Source organism: Peteryoungia desertarenae (assembly GCF_005860795.2).
GTDB lineage: Bacteria > Pseudomonadota > Alphaproteobacteria > Rhizobiales > Rhizobiaceae > Allorhizobium > Allorhizobium desertarenae.
Map to the genome: position 1 here is coordinate 1022501 of NZ_CP058350.1, position 19568 is coordinate 1042068.

General features: G+C 58.9%; 16 protein-coding genes, 1 tRNA gene and 2 rRNA genes. 13 read left to right on the forward strand and 6 right to left on the reverse strand.

Annotated elements, in window-relative coordinates; all coding sequences use genetic code 11:
- Nucleotides 1-676: 676 nt before the first annotated feature.
- The 7 genes from FE840_RS04750 to FE840_RS21040 all read left to right on the forward strand — a co-directional run bounded on the left by FE840_RS04750 (nt 677) and on the right by FE840_RS21040 (nt 7425).
- A 23S ribosomal RNA gene (locus FE840_RS04750) occupies nt 677-3556 on the forward strand.
- 216 nt (nt 3557-3772) lie between these two features.
- A 5S ribosomal RNA gene (rrf, locus tag FE840_RS04755) occupies nt 3773-3887 on the forward strand.
- A 258-nt stretch (nt 3888-4145) separates the two neighbouring features.
- A tRNA-Met gene (locus tag FE840_RS04760) sits at nt 4146-4222 on the forward strand.
- A 315-nt stretch (nt 4223-4537) separates the two neighbouring features.
- Entirely contained in the window at nt 4538-4933 is a 396-nt protein-coding gene (locus FE840_RS04765) for a hypothetical protein (RefSeq protein WP_138286024.1), read from the forward strand.
- Nucleotides 4934-5025: 92 nt separating this feature from the next.
- Nucleotides 5026-5709 carry a Crp/Fnr family transcriptional regulator gene (locus FE840_RS04770; protein ID WP_138285952.1) on the forward strand — a complete coding sequence of 228 codons (684 nt, stop codon included), beginning with the start codon at nt 5026-5028 and terminating at the stop codon, nt 5707-5709.
- A 37-nt stretch (nt 5710-5746) separates the two neighbouring features.
- The gene (locus FE840_RS04775; RefSeq protein ID WP_138285951.1) at nt 5747-7159 is read left to right on the forward strand and encodes a PepSY-associated TM helix domain-containing protein; all 1413 of its coding nucleotides are present in this window, start codon (nt 5747-5749) and stop codon (nt 7157-7159) included.
- Between the two features lie 131 nt (nt 7160-7290).
- Nucleotides 7291-7425 (forward strand): hypothetical protein, encoded by a 135-nt coding sequence (locus FE840_RS21040; RefSeq protein WP_281366674.1) that lies wholly within the window; start codon nt 7291-7293, stop codon nt 7423-7425.
- Between the two features lie 26 nt (nt 7426-7451).
- Here FE840_RS21040 and FE840_RS04780 read toward each other — a convergent pair whose 3' ends face one another.
- From FE840_RS04780 to FE840_RS04800, 5 genes are read right to left on the reverse strand one after another with little or no spacing between them, the layout of a single operon-like run.
- Complete coding sequence (locus FE840_RS04780; RefSeq protein WP_138285950.1) at nt 7452-8114, reverse strand: ABC transporter ATP-binding protein; 663 nt, start codon at nt 8112-8114, stop codon at nt 7452-7454.
- Nucleotides 8102-8917: an ATP-binding cassette domain-containing protein gene (locus FE840_RS04785; protein WP_138285949.1), complete on the reverse strand. Its 816-nt coding sequence runs from the start codon at nt 8915-8917 to the stop codon at nt 8102-8104. Before FE840_RS04785 ends, FE840_RS04780 begins: the two co-directional genes overlap by 13 nt.
- Entirely contained in the window at nt 8917-9780 is an 864-nt protein-coding gene (locus FE840_RS04790) for an ABC transporter permease (protein WP_138285948.1), read from the reverse strand. The genes FE840_RS04785 and FE840_RS04790 overlap by 1 nt, the downstream gene beginning before the upstream one ends.
- Nucleotides 9777-10781 (reverse strand): ABC transporter permease, encoded by a 1005-nt coding sequence (locus FE840_RS04795; protein ID WP_246318849.1) that lies wholly within the window; start codon nt 10779-10781, stop codon nt 9777-9779. The genes FE840_RS04790 and FE840_RS04795 overlap by 4 nt, the downstream gene beginning before the upstream one ends.
- Nucleotides 10774-12345 (reverse strand): ABC transporter substrate-binding protein, encoded by a 1572-nt coding sequence (locus FE840_RS04800; protein WP_171033649.1) that lies wholly within the window; start codon nt 12343-12345, stop codon nt 10774-10776. The genes FE840_RS04795 and FE840_RS04800 overlap by 8 nt, the downstream gene beginning before the upstream one ends.
- A 121-nt stretch (nt 12346-12466) precedes the next feature.
- Between FE840_RS04800 and nikR the strand changes: the two genes are divergently transcribed.
- Nucleotides 12467-12880 carry a nickel-responsive transcriptional regulator NikR gene (nikR, locus tag FE840_RS04805; RefSeq protein WP_138285947.1) on the forward strand — a complete coding sequence of 138 codons (414 nt, stop codon included), beginning with the start codon at nt 12467-12469 and terminating at the stop codon, nt 12878-12880.
- Nucleotides 12881-12994: 114 nt separating this feature from the next.
- On the opposite strand, the gene FE840_RS04810 is transcribed toward nikR, so the two are convergent.
- Nucleotides 12995-14326, reverse strand: a complete 1332-nt coding sequence (locus FE840_RS04810) for an MFS transporter (RefSeq protein ID WP_138285946.1) — start codon at nt 14324-14326, stop codon at nt 12995-12997.
- Between the two features lie 243 nt (nt 14327-14569).
- Here FE840_RS04810 and cyoA point away from each other — a divergent pair, with 243 nt between their 5' ends.
- Genes cyoA through FE840_RS04835 form a run of 5 tightly spaced genes read left to right on the forward strand, consistent with a single transcriptional unit; the run spans nt 14570 to nt 19561 of the window.
- On the forward strand, nt 14570-15775 hold the full coding sequence (cyoA, locus tag FE840_RS04815) for a ubiquinol oxidase subunit II (protein WP_138285945.1): 1206 nt from the start codon (nt 14570-14572) through the stop codon (nt 15773-15775).
- A 13-nt stretch (nt 15776-15788) separates the two neighbouring features.
- Complete coding sequence (gene cyoB, locus FE840_RS04820) at nt 15789-17792, forward strand: cytochrome o ubiquinol oxidase subunit I (RefSeq protein ID WP_138285944.1); 2004 nt, start codon at nt 15789-15791, stop codon at nt 17790-17792.
- 5 nt (nt 17793-17797) lie between these two features.
- The gene (gene cyoC, locus FE840_RS04825) at nt 17798-18418 is read left to right on the forward strand and encodes a cytochrome o ubiquinol oxidase subunit III (protein ID WP_138285943.1); all 621 of its coding nucleotides are present in this window, start codon (nt 17798-17800) and stop codon (nt 18416-18418) included.
- Nucleotides 18418-18828: a cytochrome o ubiquinol oxidase subunit IV gene (gene cyoD / locus FE840_RS04830; RefSeq protein WP_138285942.1), complete on the forward strand. Its 411-nt coding sequence runs from the start codon at nt 18418-18420 to the stop codon at nt 18826-18828. Before cyoC ends, cyoD begins: the two co-directional genes overlap by 1 nt.
- 19 nt (nt 18829-18847) lie before the next feature.
- Entirely contained in the window at nt 18848-19561 is a 714-nt protein-coding gene (locus tag FE840_RS04835) for an SURF1 family protein (RefSeq protein WP_246318850.1), read from the forward strand.
- Nucleotides 19562-19568 lie beyond the last annotated feature (7 nt).

A 19568-nucleotide genomic window follows, 5' to 3' on the forward strand; every position in this document is an offset into this window, starting at 1 on the left:
GCCTTGCGGCCTATGGGGCGAACTGGCGAAAGGTTGGAGGAGCTACTGGCTACTCACTCACGGCTGTTACCCATTGTCTTCTGAAGAAATAAAAGTTTGCATCACTCGAATGAGTGCTGCCTGTTCTGCAAAAATTGTGAAGAGAAGATTGATCTGGAGGCTTCCAAGGTATGGGTTTTGCCCATGTCCGAGCCCTGTCCTGATGAACCTTGCGATGGCCTAGCCGGCCTGACCTTGGGGAAGGATGGGAGGTAGGTAGGAAGTCTGTCACTCTGGTCATTCGTTGTTGACCTGATGATTGGTAGGCCGCAAGGCCGTCGCCAATTGTTTGGCGCCCCCGCGGAGCGCGGACTGCAAAGTCCGGGCAAGCGTGAGCGAAAAGGTCTCTGACGGATTGCTGATGATCGTTGCCTGACCGCGCGATCCCGGATTTAATCTCGAGAAGCTGGTCTTAAATGGCAAGCTGCAAGTGAGCTGCTCGGCGTAGCTCCAATAAAGCAGACTTGTCGAACACGTCGATGGCATTGTTGAGCAGACTGGGTTGTAAAAGGTAACCCGGTCTTTGGGTCTGGCATATGCGGCTTGTCCGTATGGCCAGGTTTGGAACCCCTTTGAGCGCAAGCGAAAAGGATAGGAATTCCAAACCCAATAGACGATGAGCATTGGCAATGAGAACGATTAAGTGTCGTAAGGGCATTTGGTGGATGCCTTGGCATGCACAGGCGAAGAAGGACGTGATACGCTGCGAAAAGCCGTGGGGAGCTGCGAATGAGCTTTGATCCATGGATCTCCGAATGGGGAAACCCACCTTAGATACCTAGAAAATCTGGTACGCCTCAGTGATGAGGGAGTAGGAATTAGGCAATAGGCATTAGGGTTTAGATCCTATTGGCTACTGCCTACTGGCTATTGCCTCTGTAAAGGGGCGTTCGAGGTTTCTAGGTATTGTTAAAAGGTATCTAACCTTGAATACATAGGGGTTAGAAGCGAACGCAGGGAACTGAAACATCTAAGTACCTGCAGGAAAGGACATCAACCGAGACTCCGCAAGTAGTGGCGAGCGAACGCGGACCAGGCCAGTGGCAATGAGGAATAAAGCGGAACAGACTGGAAAGTCTGGCCATAGTGGGTGACAGCCCCGTACGCGTAGAACACTCATTGTCCTTGAGTAAGGCGGGACACGTGAAATCCTGTCTGAACATGGGGAGACCACTCTCCAAGCCTAAGTACTCGTGCATGACCGATAGCGAACAAGTACCGTGAGGGAAAGGTGAAAAGCACCCCGACAAGGGGAGTGAAATAGAACCTGAAACCGGATGCCTACAAACAGTAGGAGGCCGCAAGGCTGACTGCGTACCTTTTGTATAATGGGTCAACGACTTAGTGTAACTAGCAAGCTTAAGCCGGTAGGTGTAGGCGCAGCGAAAGCGAGTCTGAACAGGGCGATTGAGTTAGTTGCATTAGACCCGAAACCGAGTGATCTAGCCATGAGCAGGTTGAAGGTTGGGTAACACCAACTGGAGGACCGAACCCGCATCTGTTGCAATAGATTGGGATGACTTGTGGCTAGGGGTGAAAGGCCAATCAAACTCGGAAATAGCTGGTTCTCCGCGAAATCTATTTAGGTAGAGCGTCGACCGAATACCCTCGGGGGGTAGAGCACTGGATGGGCTATGGGGACTCACCGTCTTACTGATCCTAACCAAACTCCGAATACCGAGGAGTACTAGTCGGCAGACACACGGCGGGTGCTAACGTCCGTCGTGAAAAGGGCAACAACCCTGACCTCCAGCTAAGGTCCCCAAGTCATGGCTAAGTGGGAAAGGATGTGAGGATCCCAAAACAACCAGGATGTTGGCTTAGAAGCAGCCATCATTTAAAGAAAGCGTAACAGCTCACTGGTCTAAATAAGGGTCTTTGCGCCGAAAATGTAACGGGGCTAAAGCCATGCACCGAAGCTGAGGATGTATCGCAAGATACGTGGTAGCGGAGCGTTCCGTAAGCCTGTGAAGGGGTACCTGTGAGGGGCCCTGGAGGTATCGGAAGTGCGAATGTTGACATGAGTAACGATAAAGAGGGTGAGAGACCCTCTCGCCGAAAGACCAAGGGTTCCTGCTTAAAGTTAATCTGAGCAGGGTTAGCCGGCCCCTAAGGCGAGGCAGAAATGCGTAGTCGATGGGAACCACGTTAATATTCGTGGGCCTGGTGGTAGTGACGGATTGCGTAACTTGTTCATTCTTATTGGATTGAATGGGCGAGGAAGCGGTTCCAGGAAATAGCTCCACCGTATAGACCGTACCCGAAACCGACACAGGTGGTCAGGTAGAGTATACCAAGGCGCTTGAGAGAACTATGTTGAAGGAACTCGGCAAATTGCACGCGTAACTTCGGAAGAAGCGTGACCCCTTTTGACGCAAGTCAGATGGGGTGGCACAGACCAGGGGGTAGCGACTGTTTATCAAAAACACAGGGCTCTGCGAAGTCGCAAGACGACGTATAGGGTCTGACGCCTGCCCGGTGCTGGAAGGTTAAGAGGAGAGGTGCAAGCTTTGAATCGAAGCCCCAGTAAACGGCGGCCGTAACTATAACGGTCCTAAGGTAGCGAAATTCCTTGTCGGGTAAGTTCCGACCTGCACGAATGGCGTAACGACTTCCCCGCTGTCTCCAACATAGACTCAGTGAAATTGAATTCCCCGTGAAGATGCGGGGTTCCTGCGGTCAGACGGAAAGACCCCGTGCACCTTTACTATAGCTTTACACTGGCATTCGTGTCGGCATGTGTAGGATAGGTGGTAGGCTTTGAAGCTTGGACGCCAGTTTGAGTGGAGCCATCCTTGAAATACCACCCTTATCGTCATGGATGTCTAACCGCGATCCGTCATCCGGATCCGGGACAGTGTATGGTGGGTAGTTTGACTGGGGCGGTCGCCTCCGAAAGAGTAACGGAGGCGCGCGATGGTGGGCTCAGACCGGTCGGAAATCGGTCGTCGAGTGCAATGGCATAAGCCCGCCTGACTGCGAGACTGACAAGTCGAGCAGAGACGAAAGTCGGTCATAGTGATCCGGTGGTCCCGTGTGGAAGGGCCATCGCTCAACGGATAAAAGGTACGCCGGGGATAACAGGCTGATGACCCCAAGAGTCCATATCGACGGGGTTGTTTGGCACCTCGATGTCGGCTCATCGCATCCTGGGGCTGGAGCAGGTCCCAAGGGTTTGGCTGTTCGCCAATTAAAGCGGTACGTGAGCTGGGTTCAGAACGTCGTGAGACAGTTCGGTCCCTATCTGCCGTGGGTGTAGGAATATTGACAGGATCTGTCCCTAGTACGAGAGGACCGGGATGGACATATCTCTGGTGGACCTGTTGTCCTGCCAAGGGCATAGCAGGGTAGCTATATATGGAAGGGATAACCGCTGAAGGCATCTAAGCGGGAAACCCACCTGAAAACGAGTATTCCCTATCAGAGCCGTGGAAGACGACCACGTTGATAGGACGGGTGTGGAAGCGCAGCAATGTGTGAAGCTTACCGTTACTAATAGCTCGATTGGCTTGATCGTTCTCATTGCTTGTGCTCATCAGCGCTGCTTGCAGCGCCGATGATGCTTCTCTTCTGTCCTGACGCGCTTCGCGCTCGGACGGGCCGCGCCACGAGGCGCGACGGCCTATCGGCCTGTATGGGTAGTCCCAGGCAGACGATGGCAGAGAAAAGACGTGTTCAATAAGGAAAACAGGCGAATGTCTGTACCAGCTTCTCAATGATTGCCCTTAGCTGACCTGGTGGTTATGGCGGGGTGGCTGCACCCGTTCCCATTCCGAACACGGCCGTGAAACGCCCCAGCGCCAATGGTACTTCGTCTCAAGACGCGGGAGAGTAGGTCGCTGCCAGGTCTGCTAAAGGCAATCATAATCTTCTCAAGCACAGATACTCGGCCCAAGCCGGAAACATCGGGCCGCTATCCAAGCGGCCCTTTCTGCTTGATACAGTCTCTCAAGCGTCTCAATACTCCCGAGACGCTCTTGGCGCGGGGTGGAGCAGCCCCGGTCCTCGCCGCAGGGAACGAAAGTGACCGAGGAAGGACGAATAAAAAAGACCGGGCTACGCACCCGGTCATCTGGCAACAACGCCAGACACTGGCTCAAACATAACGCGGGGTGGAGCAGCCCGGTAGCTCGTCAGGCTCATAACCTGAAGGCCGCAGGTTCAAATCCTGCCCCCGCAACCACTGAGACTTGAATCTGCTGCCATTCAAGTTGTTTCCTCGAAAGCTCCTCGGCGTAACCCGCCAGGAGCTTTTGCTTTTTGTCCTCCGTGTCAACCTCGCCAGAGAGTTCTCGGGAAAGGACGTTCGGTCTGCAAGAAAACAGGAAGCTCAGGCTGAAGCAGGTCTCTCATGCGGATGCGGTCGGACGTCATCATGCCAATGACCCTTTGCAGCTTTGCGCCGCTGAATGGCAAGTCAGGCAATCCCTGCGACGGATCATACACTTGTGAGTAACGGAACCTGATGCTATCGCTCTCAAATCTTGAGGGGACGTCGATGGCTTTGCCAAGCCGCATCAGCATGGAAAGGACGATACGCGTCATCTGCGTAATCGCCTTGGTGTGCCTCGGTTTCGCCCACAAGCCGCCAGCGAGCCTCGCCAGCACCCTCACACCTGCCGAAATTGCGGCACTAACGCTGCCCGATGGCACGCTACCAGAACTCTGCCTACCCGGCTCTGAGGAGGGCGGTAAGAGCAAACATCATGCGACGGGATCCGATTGCGCGGCGTGCCGAATCACTGCGGTCGCCATTGTGGCGGAACCCTCGGATGCGACCGGTGTTCGCCTCATCGCCACCCTGCAGGCGACGCTGCCAAAGCCAAGCGAAGCGCATTATCGCCATCTCTTCCCACCAAACAGCGCCCCGCGCGCCCCGCCCTTCTCCGCCTGAACGATCGTGAGGCCGCGCCTGTCGTGGCCATTCGTCAATCAGGCCGGGGTTCATGCGGGATCTGCATGTCCGGTCCATTTCGGATGTGAAACATGCTGCATCTTCTTGCCGGAGCAGGGGAGGCGCCGACTGTGCCTCAGCCCATGCTTTATGACAATTCAGCCCGGTCCCACCGGGATATCGCGGGTCCTCTGTTATCGTCCCGCACCATTGTCTTTCATGAGGGCTTCGCCCGCTCGCCCATTTATCGGGTTGTGGATGGCTGTGTCGCGACCTTTCAGACGCTCGCCGATGGCCGGCGACAGATTATCGATCTTGTCGGCCCTGGTCGACTGATCGGGCTCGGCGCAAGCGAGTACAATCGCCACTCTGCCGAAACCCTCGGCTTTACACGTCTAGAACTGCTCTCCGCGCCGCTTGTTGCAAATCAATTCGAAAGCGCATTGACGGAAACGCTTGCGCGTTCGCAGGCGCTCGCCATGCTTCTCGGTCGCAAGACCGCACCCGAGCGACTGGCCTCGGCGCTCCTCGATCTCGCCGAACAATTCGGTCGCCCGGCACGCGAGCGCAAGCGCGGTGCGGTGACATTCCATCTCTACCCGACCCGCGGTGATCTTGCGGATTGGCTGGGCCTGACACTTGAGACGGTCAGCCGCTGCCTGACCCGCCTGAAGAAGGCTGACCTCATCGACATTCAGCGTGGCGACCTCGTCACCCTGCTCGATCCCCGGCAGCTCGCCCATATCGCCGTCGGCGATCAAACCCTGTCCCATTAATCTCCCCCTCCCCCCCAAAAAACAGCCGAGACCCAGGATGACCACCGTTTCCGATTTCTCCCCCGACCTGGCAAGCAGAACCACCCTGTCGCGCCGCTTCTACATCACCGCCTGGCGCTGGCATTTCTATGCCGGCCTCTATGTCGCGCCCTTCATGATCATGCTGGCGGTCACCGGCCTGATGATGCTGTGGACTGCGGTCCTTTTCGGTCGTGACGGCGAAAAGACCTACAGGGTCGAGCCACAGCCGACCCTCGTCGCCGTCTCCGCACAGGCGGAAGCAGCAGCCAGCGCCGTCCCCGGTCAGATCGTTCAGTATATTGCCCCGCGTGATCCCGACCAGGCCGCGCTCTTCCGTATCAACCAGGGAGACGCCTCGATCATGGTCGCGGTCGATCCGTACAGAGGCGAGGTGCTTGGCCACTGGGATCGCCGCAGCGGTCTCTACGATCTGGCCAGCGATATCCATGGTACGCTTTTGATTGGCGATCTCGGGGATCGCCTGATCGAGATCGCCGCGGGTTTCGGTATCGTGCTGACGATTACCGGCCTCTATCTCTGGTGGCCTCGCGACGGCCAGGGGATTGGTGCCGTGCTTTTCCCCCGGCTCTCGGCCAAGGGCCGTCAGCTGTGGAAATCATGGCACCTTGTACTGGGTTTCTACAGCTCGGTTTTCTTCGTCGTCTTCCTCATCTCCGGCCTCACCTGGGCCGGTATCTGGGGCGAGAAGATGACCCAGGCCTGGAGCACCTTCCCGGCCGAAAAGTGGGACAATGTCCCGCTCTCCGACATGACCCATGCCAGCATGAACCACGGTGCGGTGAAGGAAGTGCCATGGACGCTCGAGCAGACGCCGATGCCGGCTTCGGGCTCTGAGGCCGGCGTAACCGGTACGCCGGAAGGCCAGCCGGTTACACTCGACGCCCTTGTCGCGCTGGCGCGCAGCCTCGGCTTTGATCAGCGCTTCCAGCTGGCGTTCCCGAAAAGTGAGACGGCCGTCTGGACGATTTCGCGCGACACGATGAGCAATGACAGCGCCAATCCGCTTGATGATCGCACCGTCCATGTCGACCAGTATACCGGACGCATCCTCGCCGATGCCGGCTTCGACGACTACGGCGCCGCCGGCAAGGCCATGGCCGCCGGCATTGCCTTCCACGAGGGCGACATGGGTCTCTGGAACCTGATCCTGGTCAACCTTGTCTGCTTGTCGCTCATCTTCCTCTCGGTCAGCGGCTTCGTCATGTGGTGGAAGCGACGCCCGAAGGGTGCCGGTCGTCTCGTCGCGCCCACCGTAAGTGAACCGGGACCGCTGTGGAAAACCGGAGCACTGGTCATGCTGGGAACGGCACTGCTCTTCCCGCTCTCCGGCGCCGTCCTCCTGGCGGTGCTCCTCCTCGACCTCCTCGTCCTCCGCCACCTCACGCCGCTGAAGAAGGCGCTGAGCTGATCGAGGTCGATCGGTGTGGCGGCAGGGTCGCTCCCGCCGCACCGACTTCAAATCCATGAAATGCAAAGAGTACCATTGATAAGGAAACTCCGCCTCGCCGCCTTCGCCACACTGGCCTGTTCGGCGAGGCCATGGCAGAGATCACCGTCACCGACGTCAGGGGCCGCACGGTCACCGTGGCGGATGTGCCTCAGCGCGTCGTGCGCAGCTTCCAAGACGAGGGCTATCTCGCCATCGCCGGTCATGACAACCGCAACGCTGCGTGAGGTTTACGGGGTCGAAGCGGAGTGTCTCACCTGCAAGAAAGCGCGACCCGTGATTCTGCCGTTTCCGATTGCCTGATGTCGGCTGCGGGCTGCAAATGGCCCATTGCGAGAACCACCCGTCGCGTGCTCACCTGTTCCAACAAAGCGGTGTCATGGCTGATTGCAAGAACCCCCAGGCCCTGGTCACGACGCTCCATGAGAAAGGACCATATCTCGACCTGGGTGATCGGATCGAGCATGGCGGAAAGTTCGTCCGCGACCAGGAACCTCGTCTGGGGACCGAGCGCGCGTGCAAGTACCACCCGTTGCAGTTCGCCGCCTGAAATCTCGTGCGGATAGCGATCAAACCATCTCCGCGACACGCCGAGGGCATTCAGCGTTCCACTATCAGGTTGCCAGGCCTCGGAAATAATCCGACCGATCCGCCAGCGGGGATTGACCGCAAAGATCGAGGACTGATGGACATACTGGATAGGCTGGTGGCCCAGAGTGGGGCTCGTACCGTTAAGCAGAACCTCTCCGGCCAGCGGCTTAACGTATCCCGCAGCGATGCGACCGAGCGTCGACTTGCCGGCGCCGGATGGGCCCGAAAGACCGAGGATCTCGCCTTGAGCGAGCGATAGCGAAACGCTTTTCAAAATGGGCTTGGCGCTGCCAAAGCCGAAATCGATCATTCTCAGCTCGAGCATGCGACGCCTCCGCCGAGTTCAGGTAGTACCGCGAACCGATTTCCCGGCATGGCACGCCACAATACCCTCGCATAGGGATGGACAAGGCTCTCACCGTCTCCAGCAAATGATTGGGCCTGTTCAATGCCGAGCATTCGCCCGTTCTCCAGAATTGCGACCCGTTCGGCATGGGAAAGGGCGGTCACGAGATCATGGGTGATCAGCAGGACGGCCTTGCCGCTATCGGCGAGGCGGCGCAGATGGTGAAGCACCACGCCAGCCATCTCGGGATCCAGCCCGCTCGTTGGTTCGTCCGCAACAATGAGGTCCGGCTCGGTAACCGTGGCCATTGCCAGCAGCAGGCGACGTGCCATACCGCCGGAGAGCTGGTGCGGATAAAGTTCCATCACCTCTGGGCCAAGGCCGAACGCCTCCAGGATCGCAAGGAGTTCCGGTCGTGTCTTCCTTGTTTTTCCGCGCCGGCATGCCCATAGCAATTGTTGTCCGCAGCGGGCGAGCGGATCGAGATGGCTGATCGATTGCGGCACCAATGCCATGCGGCGGCCTTGTGCGCCCATTTTTCGCGCGCCGTTGAATACGGTGCCCTCGATCGACAAACATCCCCGCACGACAGCATTGGCCGGCAGGATTCCAAACAGCGCATGGGCGAGAAGGCTTTTGCCGGCGCCCGAGGCGCCCACGAGAGCGAGGATTTCGCCACGAGAGATCGAGAGATCAACGCCTTCGAGTGCCGTCACCTCGCGCCGATGAATGAAGCCGTCATAGCGCAGGAACGAGATGGACAGATTGTCGACATGAAGCATCAGGTCTGCTCCTGCCTGGGATCGGTCAGGAGCCTCAATCCATTGCCGATCGCATCGAAGCAGAGCACGACCATCAACAGTGCCAGGCCCGGAAACAGGCCGAGCCACCATTTGCCCGCCGTCAGGTAGCGCATGGAATCCGAGAGCAGCACGCCGATCGCAGGCTTCGACGGTTCCAGCCCGAACCCGATGAAGGTGAGGCCCGCCTCGTGCAGGATCGCATGCGGAAAGAGAAGCACGAGGCCGACCAGAAGCTGCGGCACGAGATGCGGCAGAAAGTGGTGCCGCCCGATATAGAACCAGGACTTCCCGAATTGACGCGAGGCGCGCACGAATTCCGCCTCACGCAGTTGCAGCAGTTCCGCGCGCAAGATGCGCGTGAGACGGGGCCAATGGGTGACGGCCACCGCGATGATGACGGCAGTTGTGCCGCCGCCGAGGCTGAAAGAAATGAGGATCAGCAGCACGAAATGCGGCAGACCCATGGCCGCATCGACCAGAAAGGACACTGCTTCATCGGCTAGGCGTCCACAGGTGGTGGCGACAAGCGCCAGCAGGATGGCGATGATGACGGAAAGGGACGAGGCGATGAGCCCGACCCAGAAGCTCAAGGCAAGGCCATGCAGCGTGCGGGCGAACATGTCACGACCGAGCTGATCGGTTCCGGCGGGATGGATCCACGAGGGGCCAAGAAGGCGGGTCGCGAAATTTGCGTCGATGCCGTAGCGACCATAAAGGTGGGTTGATACCAGGACCGCAACCAGGGCCGAGAATGCGATGATCGCCAGGAACAGAGTTCGGATCCTGTGCCCATCGGCTCTACGCTCCGGCGCTGAGGGTGGAAGATCAAGGATCGCGCTCATGCCAGCCGCGCTCCCGATGTCATGCGTGGATCGACGATCCGGTAAATCAGATCGGCAATCGTGTTACCCAGAAAGACGAAGAATGTCAGGGCCAGCGTAATGGCGAGTAACAGAGGCACATCCCCTCTGATCCCGGCTTCGACGGTCGCTTGGCCGAGCCCCGGATAGGAAAAGACCTGTTCTGCCAGAACCGAACCGCCGAAAAGCTCCCCGAGCGAGGCGAAGAGAACGGTAATCGCGGGCAGAGCGGCATTGCGTGCGCCATGCCGCCAGGCGATGTCGAGCGTCGATGCGCCTTGAGCCCTGGCATAGAGGACATAGTCCGACTGCATGATCTCGACCATCTTCGCCCGCGTGTGCAGGGCAATCTGAGCCACGCCGAGCACGGTGAGCGTTACGAGTGGGAGAGCAAGATGTCGCAGGCGATCGAGGAGTGTCACGTCTTCCGGCAACACACCGATCGGCGTGGCACAGCAGACCGGCGCCCAGTTGAGCCCGACGGCGAAGATCACGAGCAGCATGATCGCCAGCCAGAAGGTTGGCGTCGAGGCGAGCACATAGGAATAGACCCGGATGATCCTGTCTGCCCAGGATCCGGCAAAGGCGCCGGCAAACACCCCCAAGGCAAAGCCCAGAATACCTGACAATAGCCATGCAAGCGCCATCAACGGAAGCGAGGCCTGAAACCGCGTGACAAGCACGTCGGCAACAGGCGCGTTGTAGGTCATGGAGTAGCCAAGGTCCCCCGCCATCAGATTTTCCGCCCAGCGAAGGAATTGCGTCATCGCCGGCTGGTCGAGGCCCCACTTCTCCGCAATCAGTGCCCGCTGCTCCGGACCGACACGTGCAATGTCTGCCCCGAGATAGGCGTTGATGGGGTCCACGGGGGAGTATTTGGCAAGTGCAAAGGCGACGATGGCAACCGTCACGAGGACGAGCACCAGCCGTATCGCCTTGACGGCAATCAATCCGGGCAAGCCGTATCGGCCAGACTTACTCACACGTCCATTTCCAGTTCTGCATCATCGCGGTGATCGGCCATCCATGGCCATGCGGCTCAATCTGTGTCGGCCCGATGTCGAGGCACTCGGTGACATAGTAGATATGGTTCAGATTGACGAGCCAGGCCCAGGCGGCGTCACCCCTGGCGCCAAAGCCCGTGGTGCCGTCCCATTCAGCTTGTCCCCAATCTGCAAAGGAGGCTTCGAGGCTTGCGGCATTCTGGGCCGCCGCGAAATGCTGGTCGACCGCTGGATTGGCATAGAAGCCCGCATTGTAGAATTCGACGCCGCCCAGGCTCGACTGGTAGAGATTGTAGACCTCAAGCTGCGAATGGCTGCCCCAGCCGAACAGGACCGGCTCGGAATGCATGATGCGGCCGATCTCGTCCCAGCTTTTACCGGTTGCCGTGGCTTCGATGCCGAGCGCCTTCAACTGTTCCGACACGGTCTCAGCGAGCGCGCGGCGTGTTGAATCCGAGGCGGGATAATTGATCGGGAACGCGGCCCTTTGGCCATCTTTCACCCGAACTCCGTCGGTGCCGAGGCTCCAGCCGGCATCATCGAGAACTTTCCTGGCCTGGTCGAGGTCAAAGGCGAGAGCCGCCTCCGGATTTGACCAGGGCAAGCCATCAGCCGGGCCGGAGGCCGGGCTGCCATGACCGAGCAGAGCCACCTCGACCAACTGGTTCCGGTCGATCCCGAGATTGATCGCACGCCGGATGGCGAAGTCGGAGGTGACATTGTTGCCGACCTTCTTGCCATCGCCGACGGTCTTTCCTTCGTCTTTCACAAAGGGGAAGACGATCCCTCTATTGTCGACCGACTGGGTGACAATCTGCTTGAAGCCCTGCGGTGGCGCATCTGCAGCCGTTGCTGGCACGGAGACCATATCGACCTGCCCGGCCTGGGCCGCAGCCAGGCTGGTGTCTTCTTCCGTGAACAGGAAGGTGATCCGCTCGAAGGGACCTGTCTCGCCATAATAGTTCGGGTTCTTCTCGACGATCAGTTGCTGGCCTTCGGTCCAGGAGACGAGCTTGTAGGGTCCGGAGCCGACCGGATTGCGCCCATAGCCTTCCCCGTAGCTGTCCGAAGGAACGATGCCCAGCGCATAGAAGTTCTCGGTGAAGGTGATCCACGGCTTCTTCAGCTTGATCTCGACGGTCTGGGCATCGATCACGCGGGCCGCATCCAGCGCGGTCAGGTCGACGGCGCTGCCGATCTTGGCAGCCTCGTTGAAGGTGAAGGCCACATCCTCTGCGTCAAGCGGTGAACCATCGGAGAATGTCGTGCCCGCGCGCAACTTGATCGTCCAGGTCAGACGGTCTTCGGAGAGCGACCATTCCGTGGCAAGGTCGGGCTTGGTCTTGAGCTCGGCGTCGCGTGTCAGCAACGTCGACTGGAAGAGCGGATGGCCATAGCGCCCCCAGCCCGTCAGCGGGTCGTAACCACCTTCGGGTTCCCCACCGATCGCCAGCACCAGTTGCGACTTGGGCTGAGCCAGCGCCGTGCCCGAGAGCAGCGCTAGGGCGACCATAGCCGAAACGGTGATGCGACGAATTGCCATGATCGTGAAACTTCCCCTATATCCAAATCGGCAGGTGCCGGAGGCACCCATGAAATGGTGGGACCATAATCCTGAGAAAGTATGATGTCTATATAAAAACGTCATACTAATGGAGTGCGAGATGCAGCGTGTGACGATCACCCTCGATGACGACCTGATGCAGGAGCTTGATGACCTGATTGCAGCGCGAGGTGACCAGAACCGGTCCGAGGCGATCCGCGATCTGGTCCGCATCGGCCTGAAGGAAGCCACCCGGAACGCGAAGGGTGACGAGCCCTGTATCGGCGTGCTGAGCTATGTCTATGACCATGCCGCGCGGGATCTGGCCCGACGCCTGACAAACACGTTCCATCATCACCATGATCTGACGATTGCCAGCCTGCATGTGCATCTCGACACTGAGAACTGTCTCGAAGTCGGCATCCTCAAGGGGTCGATGAATGAGGTGCAGCACTTCGCTGACCATATCACAGCCGAGCGCGCCGTGCGCCACGGCAGCGTCCAGATCATCCCGGTTCAAGACGGCAAGAATTGAATCTTGACGGCTTGATACCGGATCGACCTGAGACAGCACGCCTCTGGCACTCGTTCGCTCCGCAGAACGATGGCGGCAATAGCCGGAGCCTGCCGCCGATCCCGGCCAGACCTGCTACTCGTCCTGCGCCTTCGGATGGAGCGCAATCTGGCGTGCAACTGCCAGAGAAAGCAGCGTGCAGATGGCTCCGGACAAGAGATAGAGCCCGGCAGCAAAAAGCCCGAACCAGGTGGATAGAAGCAATGCCGAGAGCGGTGCAAAGCCAGCGCCAAACATCCAGGCGAGCGCCGAGACGAAAGCCGAGCCAGTATAACGATTGCGCTGGTCGAATAGCGATGCCACCGCCCCTGACGATTGAGCGAGGTTGAAGCCAAGGATGACGAAGCCGATCATCAGATAGGCCGTGACACCAGCCGGTCCGCCGTTCAGGAGCAGGGGTGCGCCCAGCGCAAACGCGGCAATGGCCCAAGCACCCCAGATCAGGATCTTCTGGCGCCCGATCCGGTCGGACAGCCAGCCCGAAAACAGCATCGCAAGCAGCCCCAGCCCTGCGCCGAATGCAGTCAGCAGCAGAAAGCGTCCAAGGGTCTCATCGGTATAGAGAAAGATCCAGGACAGGGGGAAGACCGTGACCATGTGGAACATCGCAAAGCTTGCAAGCGGTACGAAAATGCCCAGCAGCACGGTCCGGCCATCCTGCCTCAAGGTTCCACGAAGGCTTGTCGGTGTCAGCTCGTTGGCCTGAAACAACTCCTTGAATTCCGGCGTATCGACAATCCGGAGCCTTGCAAAAAGCGCCACGACATTGATCGCAAAGGCAACGAAGAACGGATAGCGCCAGCCCCAGTCGAGGAAATCCTCGGCTGACAGTGTCATGACCAGATAGGCAAACAGGACGGCGGCGACAGCCATGCCGACGAGTGCGCCGAGCTGCGGGATCATCGCATAGAACCCGCGCTGGTCCTTCGATGCGGTGATTGCGAGCAGAGGCGCAAGTCCGTCCCAGGTGCCGCCAAGGGCGAGCCCCTGTCCAAGCCGCAGCAGCGCCAGCATGGCAATCGCCCACCAGCCAGCTGTCTCGTAAGACGGCACAAGGCCCATGGCAACGGTCGATGTTCCAAGCAGGAAAAGCGCAACAGTGAGCTTGGTCACGCGTCCATGGCGCCGGTCAAGGGAGGTAAACATCATCGTCCCGAGGGGGCGCGCCACGAATGCGAGGGCTACCAGCACGAAGGACCAAAGCGTACCCGTCAGGGGATCGAGAAAGGGAAAGAGCCTCGCCGGGAACACGATCACCGAGGCAATGGCAAAGACGAAGAAGTCGAAGAATTCGGATGTGCGTCCGATGATCACGCCGACCGCAATATCGGAAGGCGAGACGCGGTGATCGTCGTCGACCGCGCCGGAATGGGGCACCGTGGAGGAATTGTTGATCGTGCTCGTCATGGGACTCGATCACTTTCATAGGCTGGAGCAGTCGAAGAAAACCAGTGGGAGGCCTGGCTTCTGCGACCACGGATAATCGATGCTAACGGGATGCCTGAGAGCGGGCAAAATTGACAGGTGACAAATTGTCTTATGTGCTGCAGCGCGAAAGGCATCTATCTACCACGATGATAAGGCAGGAACTGCGAGCGCCATCTGGGAGGGGGGCGACCGTGGGATCCTCTCGAAACATTAGGGTATGCCATGCCGAAGCTTCGCCTCCCAAAACTGTTTGCCGCCTTGGCGGCGGTCCTCTTCCTTTCAGCCTGCAAGGCCGAAGTCCTTGCACCAACCGGTGATATCGCAGCCCAAAAGCGTGATCTTCTGCTGATTTCCACGGGCTTGATGCTGATCATCATCATCCCGGTCATGGTCATGATCTGCTGGTTCGCCTGGCGTTACCGCGCCTCCAATACCGCGGCCGTCTACAAGCCGAACTGGTCCCATTCGACCAAGCTGGAACTGATGATCTGGGCGATCCCGCTTCTCATCATTGTCTGCCTTGGAGCCCTGACCTGGGTCGGAACACACCTCCTGGATCCCTATAGGCCGCTGGCGCGCATATCCGAGGACCGGCCGCTTGATCCACAGCAGGAACCGCTGCAGGTCGAAGTCGTGGCACTCGATTGGAAATGGCTGTTCATCTATCCGCAATATGGCGTCGCAGCCGTCAATCAGCTTCCGGTCCCGGTCGACCGGCCGATCCAGTTCACTCTGACGTCGTCTTCGGTGATGAACGCCTTCTATATCCCCCATATGGCCGGCATGATCTATGCCATGCCTGGCATGCAGACCACCCTGCATGGGGTCTTCAACCAGGAAGGCACGTTCCAGGGGCTGGCTTCGCATTACTCCGGTGCCGGCTTCTCCGGCATGCGTTTCAAGGCAGTTGCGACCGATGCAGAAGGCTTTGACGCATGGGTCGCAGAAGCCCGGGCCGGCAATCGGGCGCTTGATCGCGCGGCCTATCTTGAGCTCGAGCGTCCAAGTGAAAACGTCAAGCCCGAGACCTTTGCAAGCGTCGAGCCGCTTCTGTTCGCCCGCGTCGTCAACATGTGCGTCGAGGAAGGCAAGATCTGCATGGCAGAAATGATGATGCTTGATGCGCAGGGTGGCACGGGGCTTGCCGGCACAGTCAACATGAGCGCGCTCATCTATGACAAATACGAGCGTCGCGGGACCCGCGAACCGGTCTTTGGCTGGGAGCCGTTCAAGGTGCTGGGCTTCTGCTCGACTGAAGAGCTGGAGCAGATGCTGGCGGCAAAACCTGCTTCCGCCAATGCGACAGCGGTCGTATCGGGCCCGCTTCGCGGCCATGGCATGCCGCAGCCGGTGGAGCCCTTCGGCGGTCAGCCTGATCGCTACATCACCCTTGTACAACCGTCTTCTGGCAGCGCGCCGCAACTTTGACAGGATAACGGGCATGGCCACGATAGACCATTCAACCACTCTGCTTCTCGGTCGTCTCAACTGGAGCGCAATCCCGACTGACCCGATCGTGCTGGCAACATTCGTTGTCGTCGCGATTGGAGGCGCTGCCGTTGTCGGCGCACTCACCTATTACCGTCTCTGGGGTTATCTCTGGAGGGAATGGCTGACCTCCGTCGATCACAAGAAGATCGGCATCATGTATATCATACTGGCCCTGATCATGCTGGTGCGGGGCTTTGCCGATGCCATCATGATGCGCCTTCAGCAGGTGCTCGCCTTCAATGGTTCGGAGGGCTACCTCAACGCCCACCACTACGACCAGATCTTCACAGCCCATGGCGTGATCATGATCTTCTTTGTGGCGATGCCCTTCATTACGGGCCTCATGAACTATGTCGTGCCGCTGCAGATCGGGGCACGTGATGTGTCCTTCCCGTTCCTCAACAATTTCTCCTTCTGGATGACGGCCGCCGGCGCTGTCCTGATCATGGCATCGCTCTTCGTCGGCGAATTCGCCCAAACCGGATGGCTGGCTTTCCCGCCGCTGTCAGGCATCGGCTACAGTCCATGGGTCGGCGTCGACTATTACATCTGGGGCCTGCAGATTGCCGGTGTCGGAACGACGCTGTCAGGGATCAACCTGCTGGTCACCATCATCAAGATGCGTGCACCCGGCATGACCCTGATGCGCATGCCTGTCTTCACCTGGACGTCGCTTTGCACCAACGTCCTCATCGTCGCCTCCTTCCCGGTTCTGACGATGACGCTGATCCTCCTGACGCTGGATCGTTACGTGGGAACCAACTTCTTCACGAACGACCTTGGCGGCAACGCCATGCTCTATATCAACCTCATCTGGATCTGGGGTCATCCGGAGGTCTATATCCTCATCCTGCCGCTTTTCGGCGTCTTCTCGGAAATCACCTCGACTTTCTCGGGCAAGCGCCTCTTCGGCTACAGCTCCATGGTCTATGCAACGGTCTGCATCACCATCCTGAGCTATGTCGTCTGGCTGCACCACTTCTTCACCATGGGATCGGGTGCCTCGGTCAACGCCTTCTTCGGCATCACGACGATGATCATCTCCGTCCCGACAGGGGCCAAGATATTCAACTGGCTCTTCACCATGTATCAGGGAAGGGTGCGCCTTGATCTGCCGATGATGTGGACCATCGCCTTCATGCTGACCTTTACAATCGGTGGCATGACTGGTGTTCTGCTTGCCGTGCCGCCGGCAGATTTCGTTCTGCACAATTCTCTCTTCCTGGTGGCGCATTTCCACAATGTCATCATCGGCGGCGTTCTTTTCGGTTGCTTCGCCGCGATCGTCTACTGGTGGCCGAAAGCCTTCGGCTTCCACCTGAACGTCTTCTGGGGCAAGGTGTCCTTCTGGGCCTGGGTCAGCGGCTTCTGGCTTGCCTTCATGCCGCTCTATGTTCTGGGTCTGATGGGTGTGACCCGCCGCATGCGCGTCTTCGATGATCCTGATCTCAGGATCTGGTTCATACTTGCTGCGCTCGGCGCCGTGCTGATCGCCATCGGTATTGCTGCCTTCTTCATTCAGATCGCCGTCTCGATCTGGAATCGGAAGGACAATATGGATGTGACCGGCGATCCCTGGGACGGTCGCACCCTCGAATGGGCAACCTCGTCTCCGCCGCCCGCCTATAACTTCGCCTTCACGCCGGTGGTCCACGACCTGGATGCCTGGCACGATATGAAGCAGGCGGGCCAGACGCGGCCCAAGGCTCCCTATGTGCCGATCCATATGCCGAAATACACCGGCACGGGCGTCATCCTTTCTGCCCTCTCGGTGGTCTGCGGCTTCGCGCTTGTCTGGTACATCTGGTGGCTCGCGGCCTTGTCCTTCCTGGCCATCATCGCGGTTTCGATCGCCCATACCTTCAATTATGACCGGGATTATTATGTGCCGGTCGATGAGGTCGAACGGGTCGAGGCAGCCCGTGATCGCGAACTGGCCACACAAGGAGCTTGACGAAGATGGCTATGCAAACACAATCATCGTCGACGCCTTCCTATTGGAAAACTGAGCCACATCACCATCCCGAAGGCGCCTCGACGCGCCTCGGCTTCTGGATCTACCTGATGAGCGACTGCCTGATGTTTGCAGTCCTCTTCGCCGTCTTCGGAGTGCTGGGACAAAGCTATGCGGCCGGTCCCGGGCCGAAGGTTTTGTTCGATCTGAACCTGATCGCCGTTGCGACCGGCATCCTGCTGGTCTCGTCCATCACCTTCGGTTTCGCCATGCTGGCCATGTATGAGGGTCGGCAGGCCCGCATGCAGCTATGGCTGGGGGTGACACTGGTTCTCGGCCTCGCCTTCCTTGCCCTGGAAATCTACGAGTTTCATCACCTGATCGAACTCGGTGCCGGCCCGCAACGCTCTGCATTCCTGTCTTCCTTCTTTGCACTGGTCGGCACGCACGGCCTGCACGTCCTGTTCGGCTGCATCTGGCTCGTGACAATGATGGTCCAGATCAATCAGAAAGGCCTCATTCCGGCCAATGCCCGTCGCATGGAATGCCTCAGCATGTTCTGGCACTTCCTCGACGTGATCTGGATCGGTGTCTTCACCTTCGTCTATCTCCTGGGGATGATCTGATGTCGCAACACTCCATTCAGCCACATGGTCACCATGCCGCAGGTCATGATGCCGGTCACGACAACACCAATCATGACCATGGCAGTTACCGGTCCTATCTGACCGGTTTCGTGCTGGCTGCCATCCTCACGGCCATTCCTTTTGCCATCGTGATGTCCGGCGGCTTTGAAAACCGTGTCCTGACGGCGATTGTCGTCGTTGGTTTCGCGGTTGTGCAGGTCCTCGTGCACATGGTCTATTTTCTCCACATGAACAGCCGCTCCGACGAGGGCTGGACCATGTTGTCGATGATCTTCACCATCATCGTCGTCGTGATCATGATTTCGGGCTCGCTCTGGGTCATGTACAATCTGAACACCAACATGATGCCGCAAATGGATCATGAAAGCTTCCAGGGCTTCGGGTCCTGAGTGAAGAACGGAGCATGCCGTGTCCAAATTCGCACCGAAGTGGTGGTTGCTCGGGCCCGGCATGCTTATCATCCTGCTGCTGCTGGGACTGGGCGTCTGGCAGCTGCAAAGGCTTGCATGGAAGACGGCGCTGATCGAGCGCGTCGAGGCGGGCCTCGCTGCCGTACCGGTCAACGCCCCCGGCCCACAAGACTGGGAGCGGCTCAGTTTCGACACCGCCGAATACCGGCGCATCACGGTGAGCGGTCGCTATCTGCCCACGGGCGATTTCCTGGTCAAGGCGGTGACAGCCCGCGGTCCAGGTTTCTGGGTCCTCAGCCCGTTTGAAACCGATGACGGCTGGCGCCTCTTCATCAATCGCGGCTTTGTGCCTGACGACCGGCAGGCCCCGGAGGACCGTCCGATACCCCTCGACCGGCAGGAGGTCACCGGTCTCCTGCGGTTGACACAGCCCGGCGGTGCCTTCCTGCGGGACAATGATCCGCAAGCCAATCGCTGGTTCTCCCGTGACACGGCGGCGATGGCAGGCGCTGCGGATATTGCGCCAGTTGCACCCTATTTCATCGATGTCGAAGCGGAACCGGGCCGGCAGGCAGGCGAGACTTTGCCCGTACCGGGTCTGACGATCGTTGCCTTTTCAAACAGGCATCTCGGCTATGCCTTCACGTGGTTCGCGCTGGCGGCGGTCTTTGCGCTGCTGCTCGTTCAGGCAAACCGCATAAAGAACGAGTGATCCTGAC

Bases quoted from the DNA above. Each gene is read 5' to 3' on its own strand.
- FE840_RS04785 (WP_138285949.1), bottom strand. From the start codon at position 8,917: ATGCTTCATGTCGACAATCTGTCCATCTCGTTCCTGCGCTATGACGGC.
- FE840_RS21040 (WP_281366674.1), top strand. From the start codon at position 7,291: ATGGCAGAGATCACCGTCACCGACGTCAGGGGCCGCACGGTCACCGTG.
- FE840_RS04775 (WP_138285951.1), top strand. From the start codon at position 5,747: ATGACCACCGTTTCCGATTTCTCCCCCGACCTGGCAAGCAGAACCACC.
- FE840_RS04800 (WP_171033649.1), bottom strand. From the start codon at position 12,345: ATGGCAATTCGTCGCATCACCGTTTCGGCTATGGTCGCCCTAGCGCTG.
- FE840_RS04780 (WP_138285950.1), bottom strand. From the start codon at position 8,114: ATGCTCGAGCTGAGAATGATCGATTTCGGCTTTGGCAGCGCCAAGCCC.
- FE840_RS04810 (WP_138285946.1), bottom strand. From the start codon at position 14,326: ATGACGAGCACGATCAACAATTCCTCCACGGTGCCCCATTCCGGCGCG.
- cyoD (WP_138285942.1), top strand. From the start codon at position 18,418: ATGTCGCAACACTCCATTCAGCCACATGGTCACCATGCCGCAGGTCAT.
- nikR (WP_138285947.1), top strand. From the start codon at position 12,467: ATGCAGCGTGTGACGATCACCCTCGATGACGACCTGATGCAGGAGCTT.
- FE840_RS04770 (WP_138285952.1), top strand. From the start codon at position 5,026: ATGCTGCATCTTCTTGCCGGAGCAGGGGAGGCGCCGACTGTGCCTCAG.
- cyoB (WP_138285944.1), top strand. From the start codon at position 15,789: ATGGCCACGATAGACCATTCAACCACTCTGCTTCTCGGTCGTCTCAAC.
- FE840_RS04765 (WP_138286024.1), top strand. From the start codon at position 4,538: ATGGCTTTGCCAAGCCGCATCAGCATGGAAAGGACGATACGCGTCATC.
- cyoA (WP_138285945.1), top strand. From the start codon at position 14,570: ATGCCGAAGCTTCGCCTCCCAAAACTGTTTGCCGCCTTGGCGGCGGTC.
- FE840_RS04790 (WP_138285948.1), bottom strand. From the start codon at position 9,780: ATGAGCGCGATCCTTGATCTTCCACCCTCAGCGCCGGAGCGTAGAGCC.
- cyoC (WP_138285943.1), top strand. From the start codon at position 17,798: ATGGCTATGCAAACACAATCATCGTCGACGCCTTCCTATTGGAAAACT.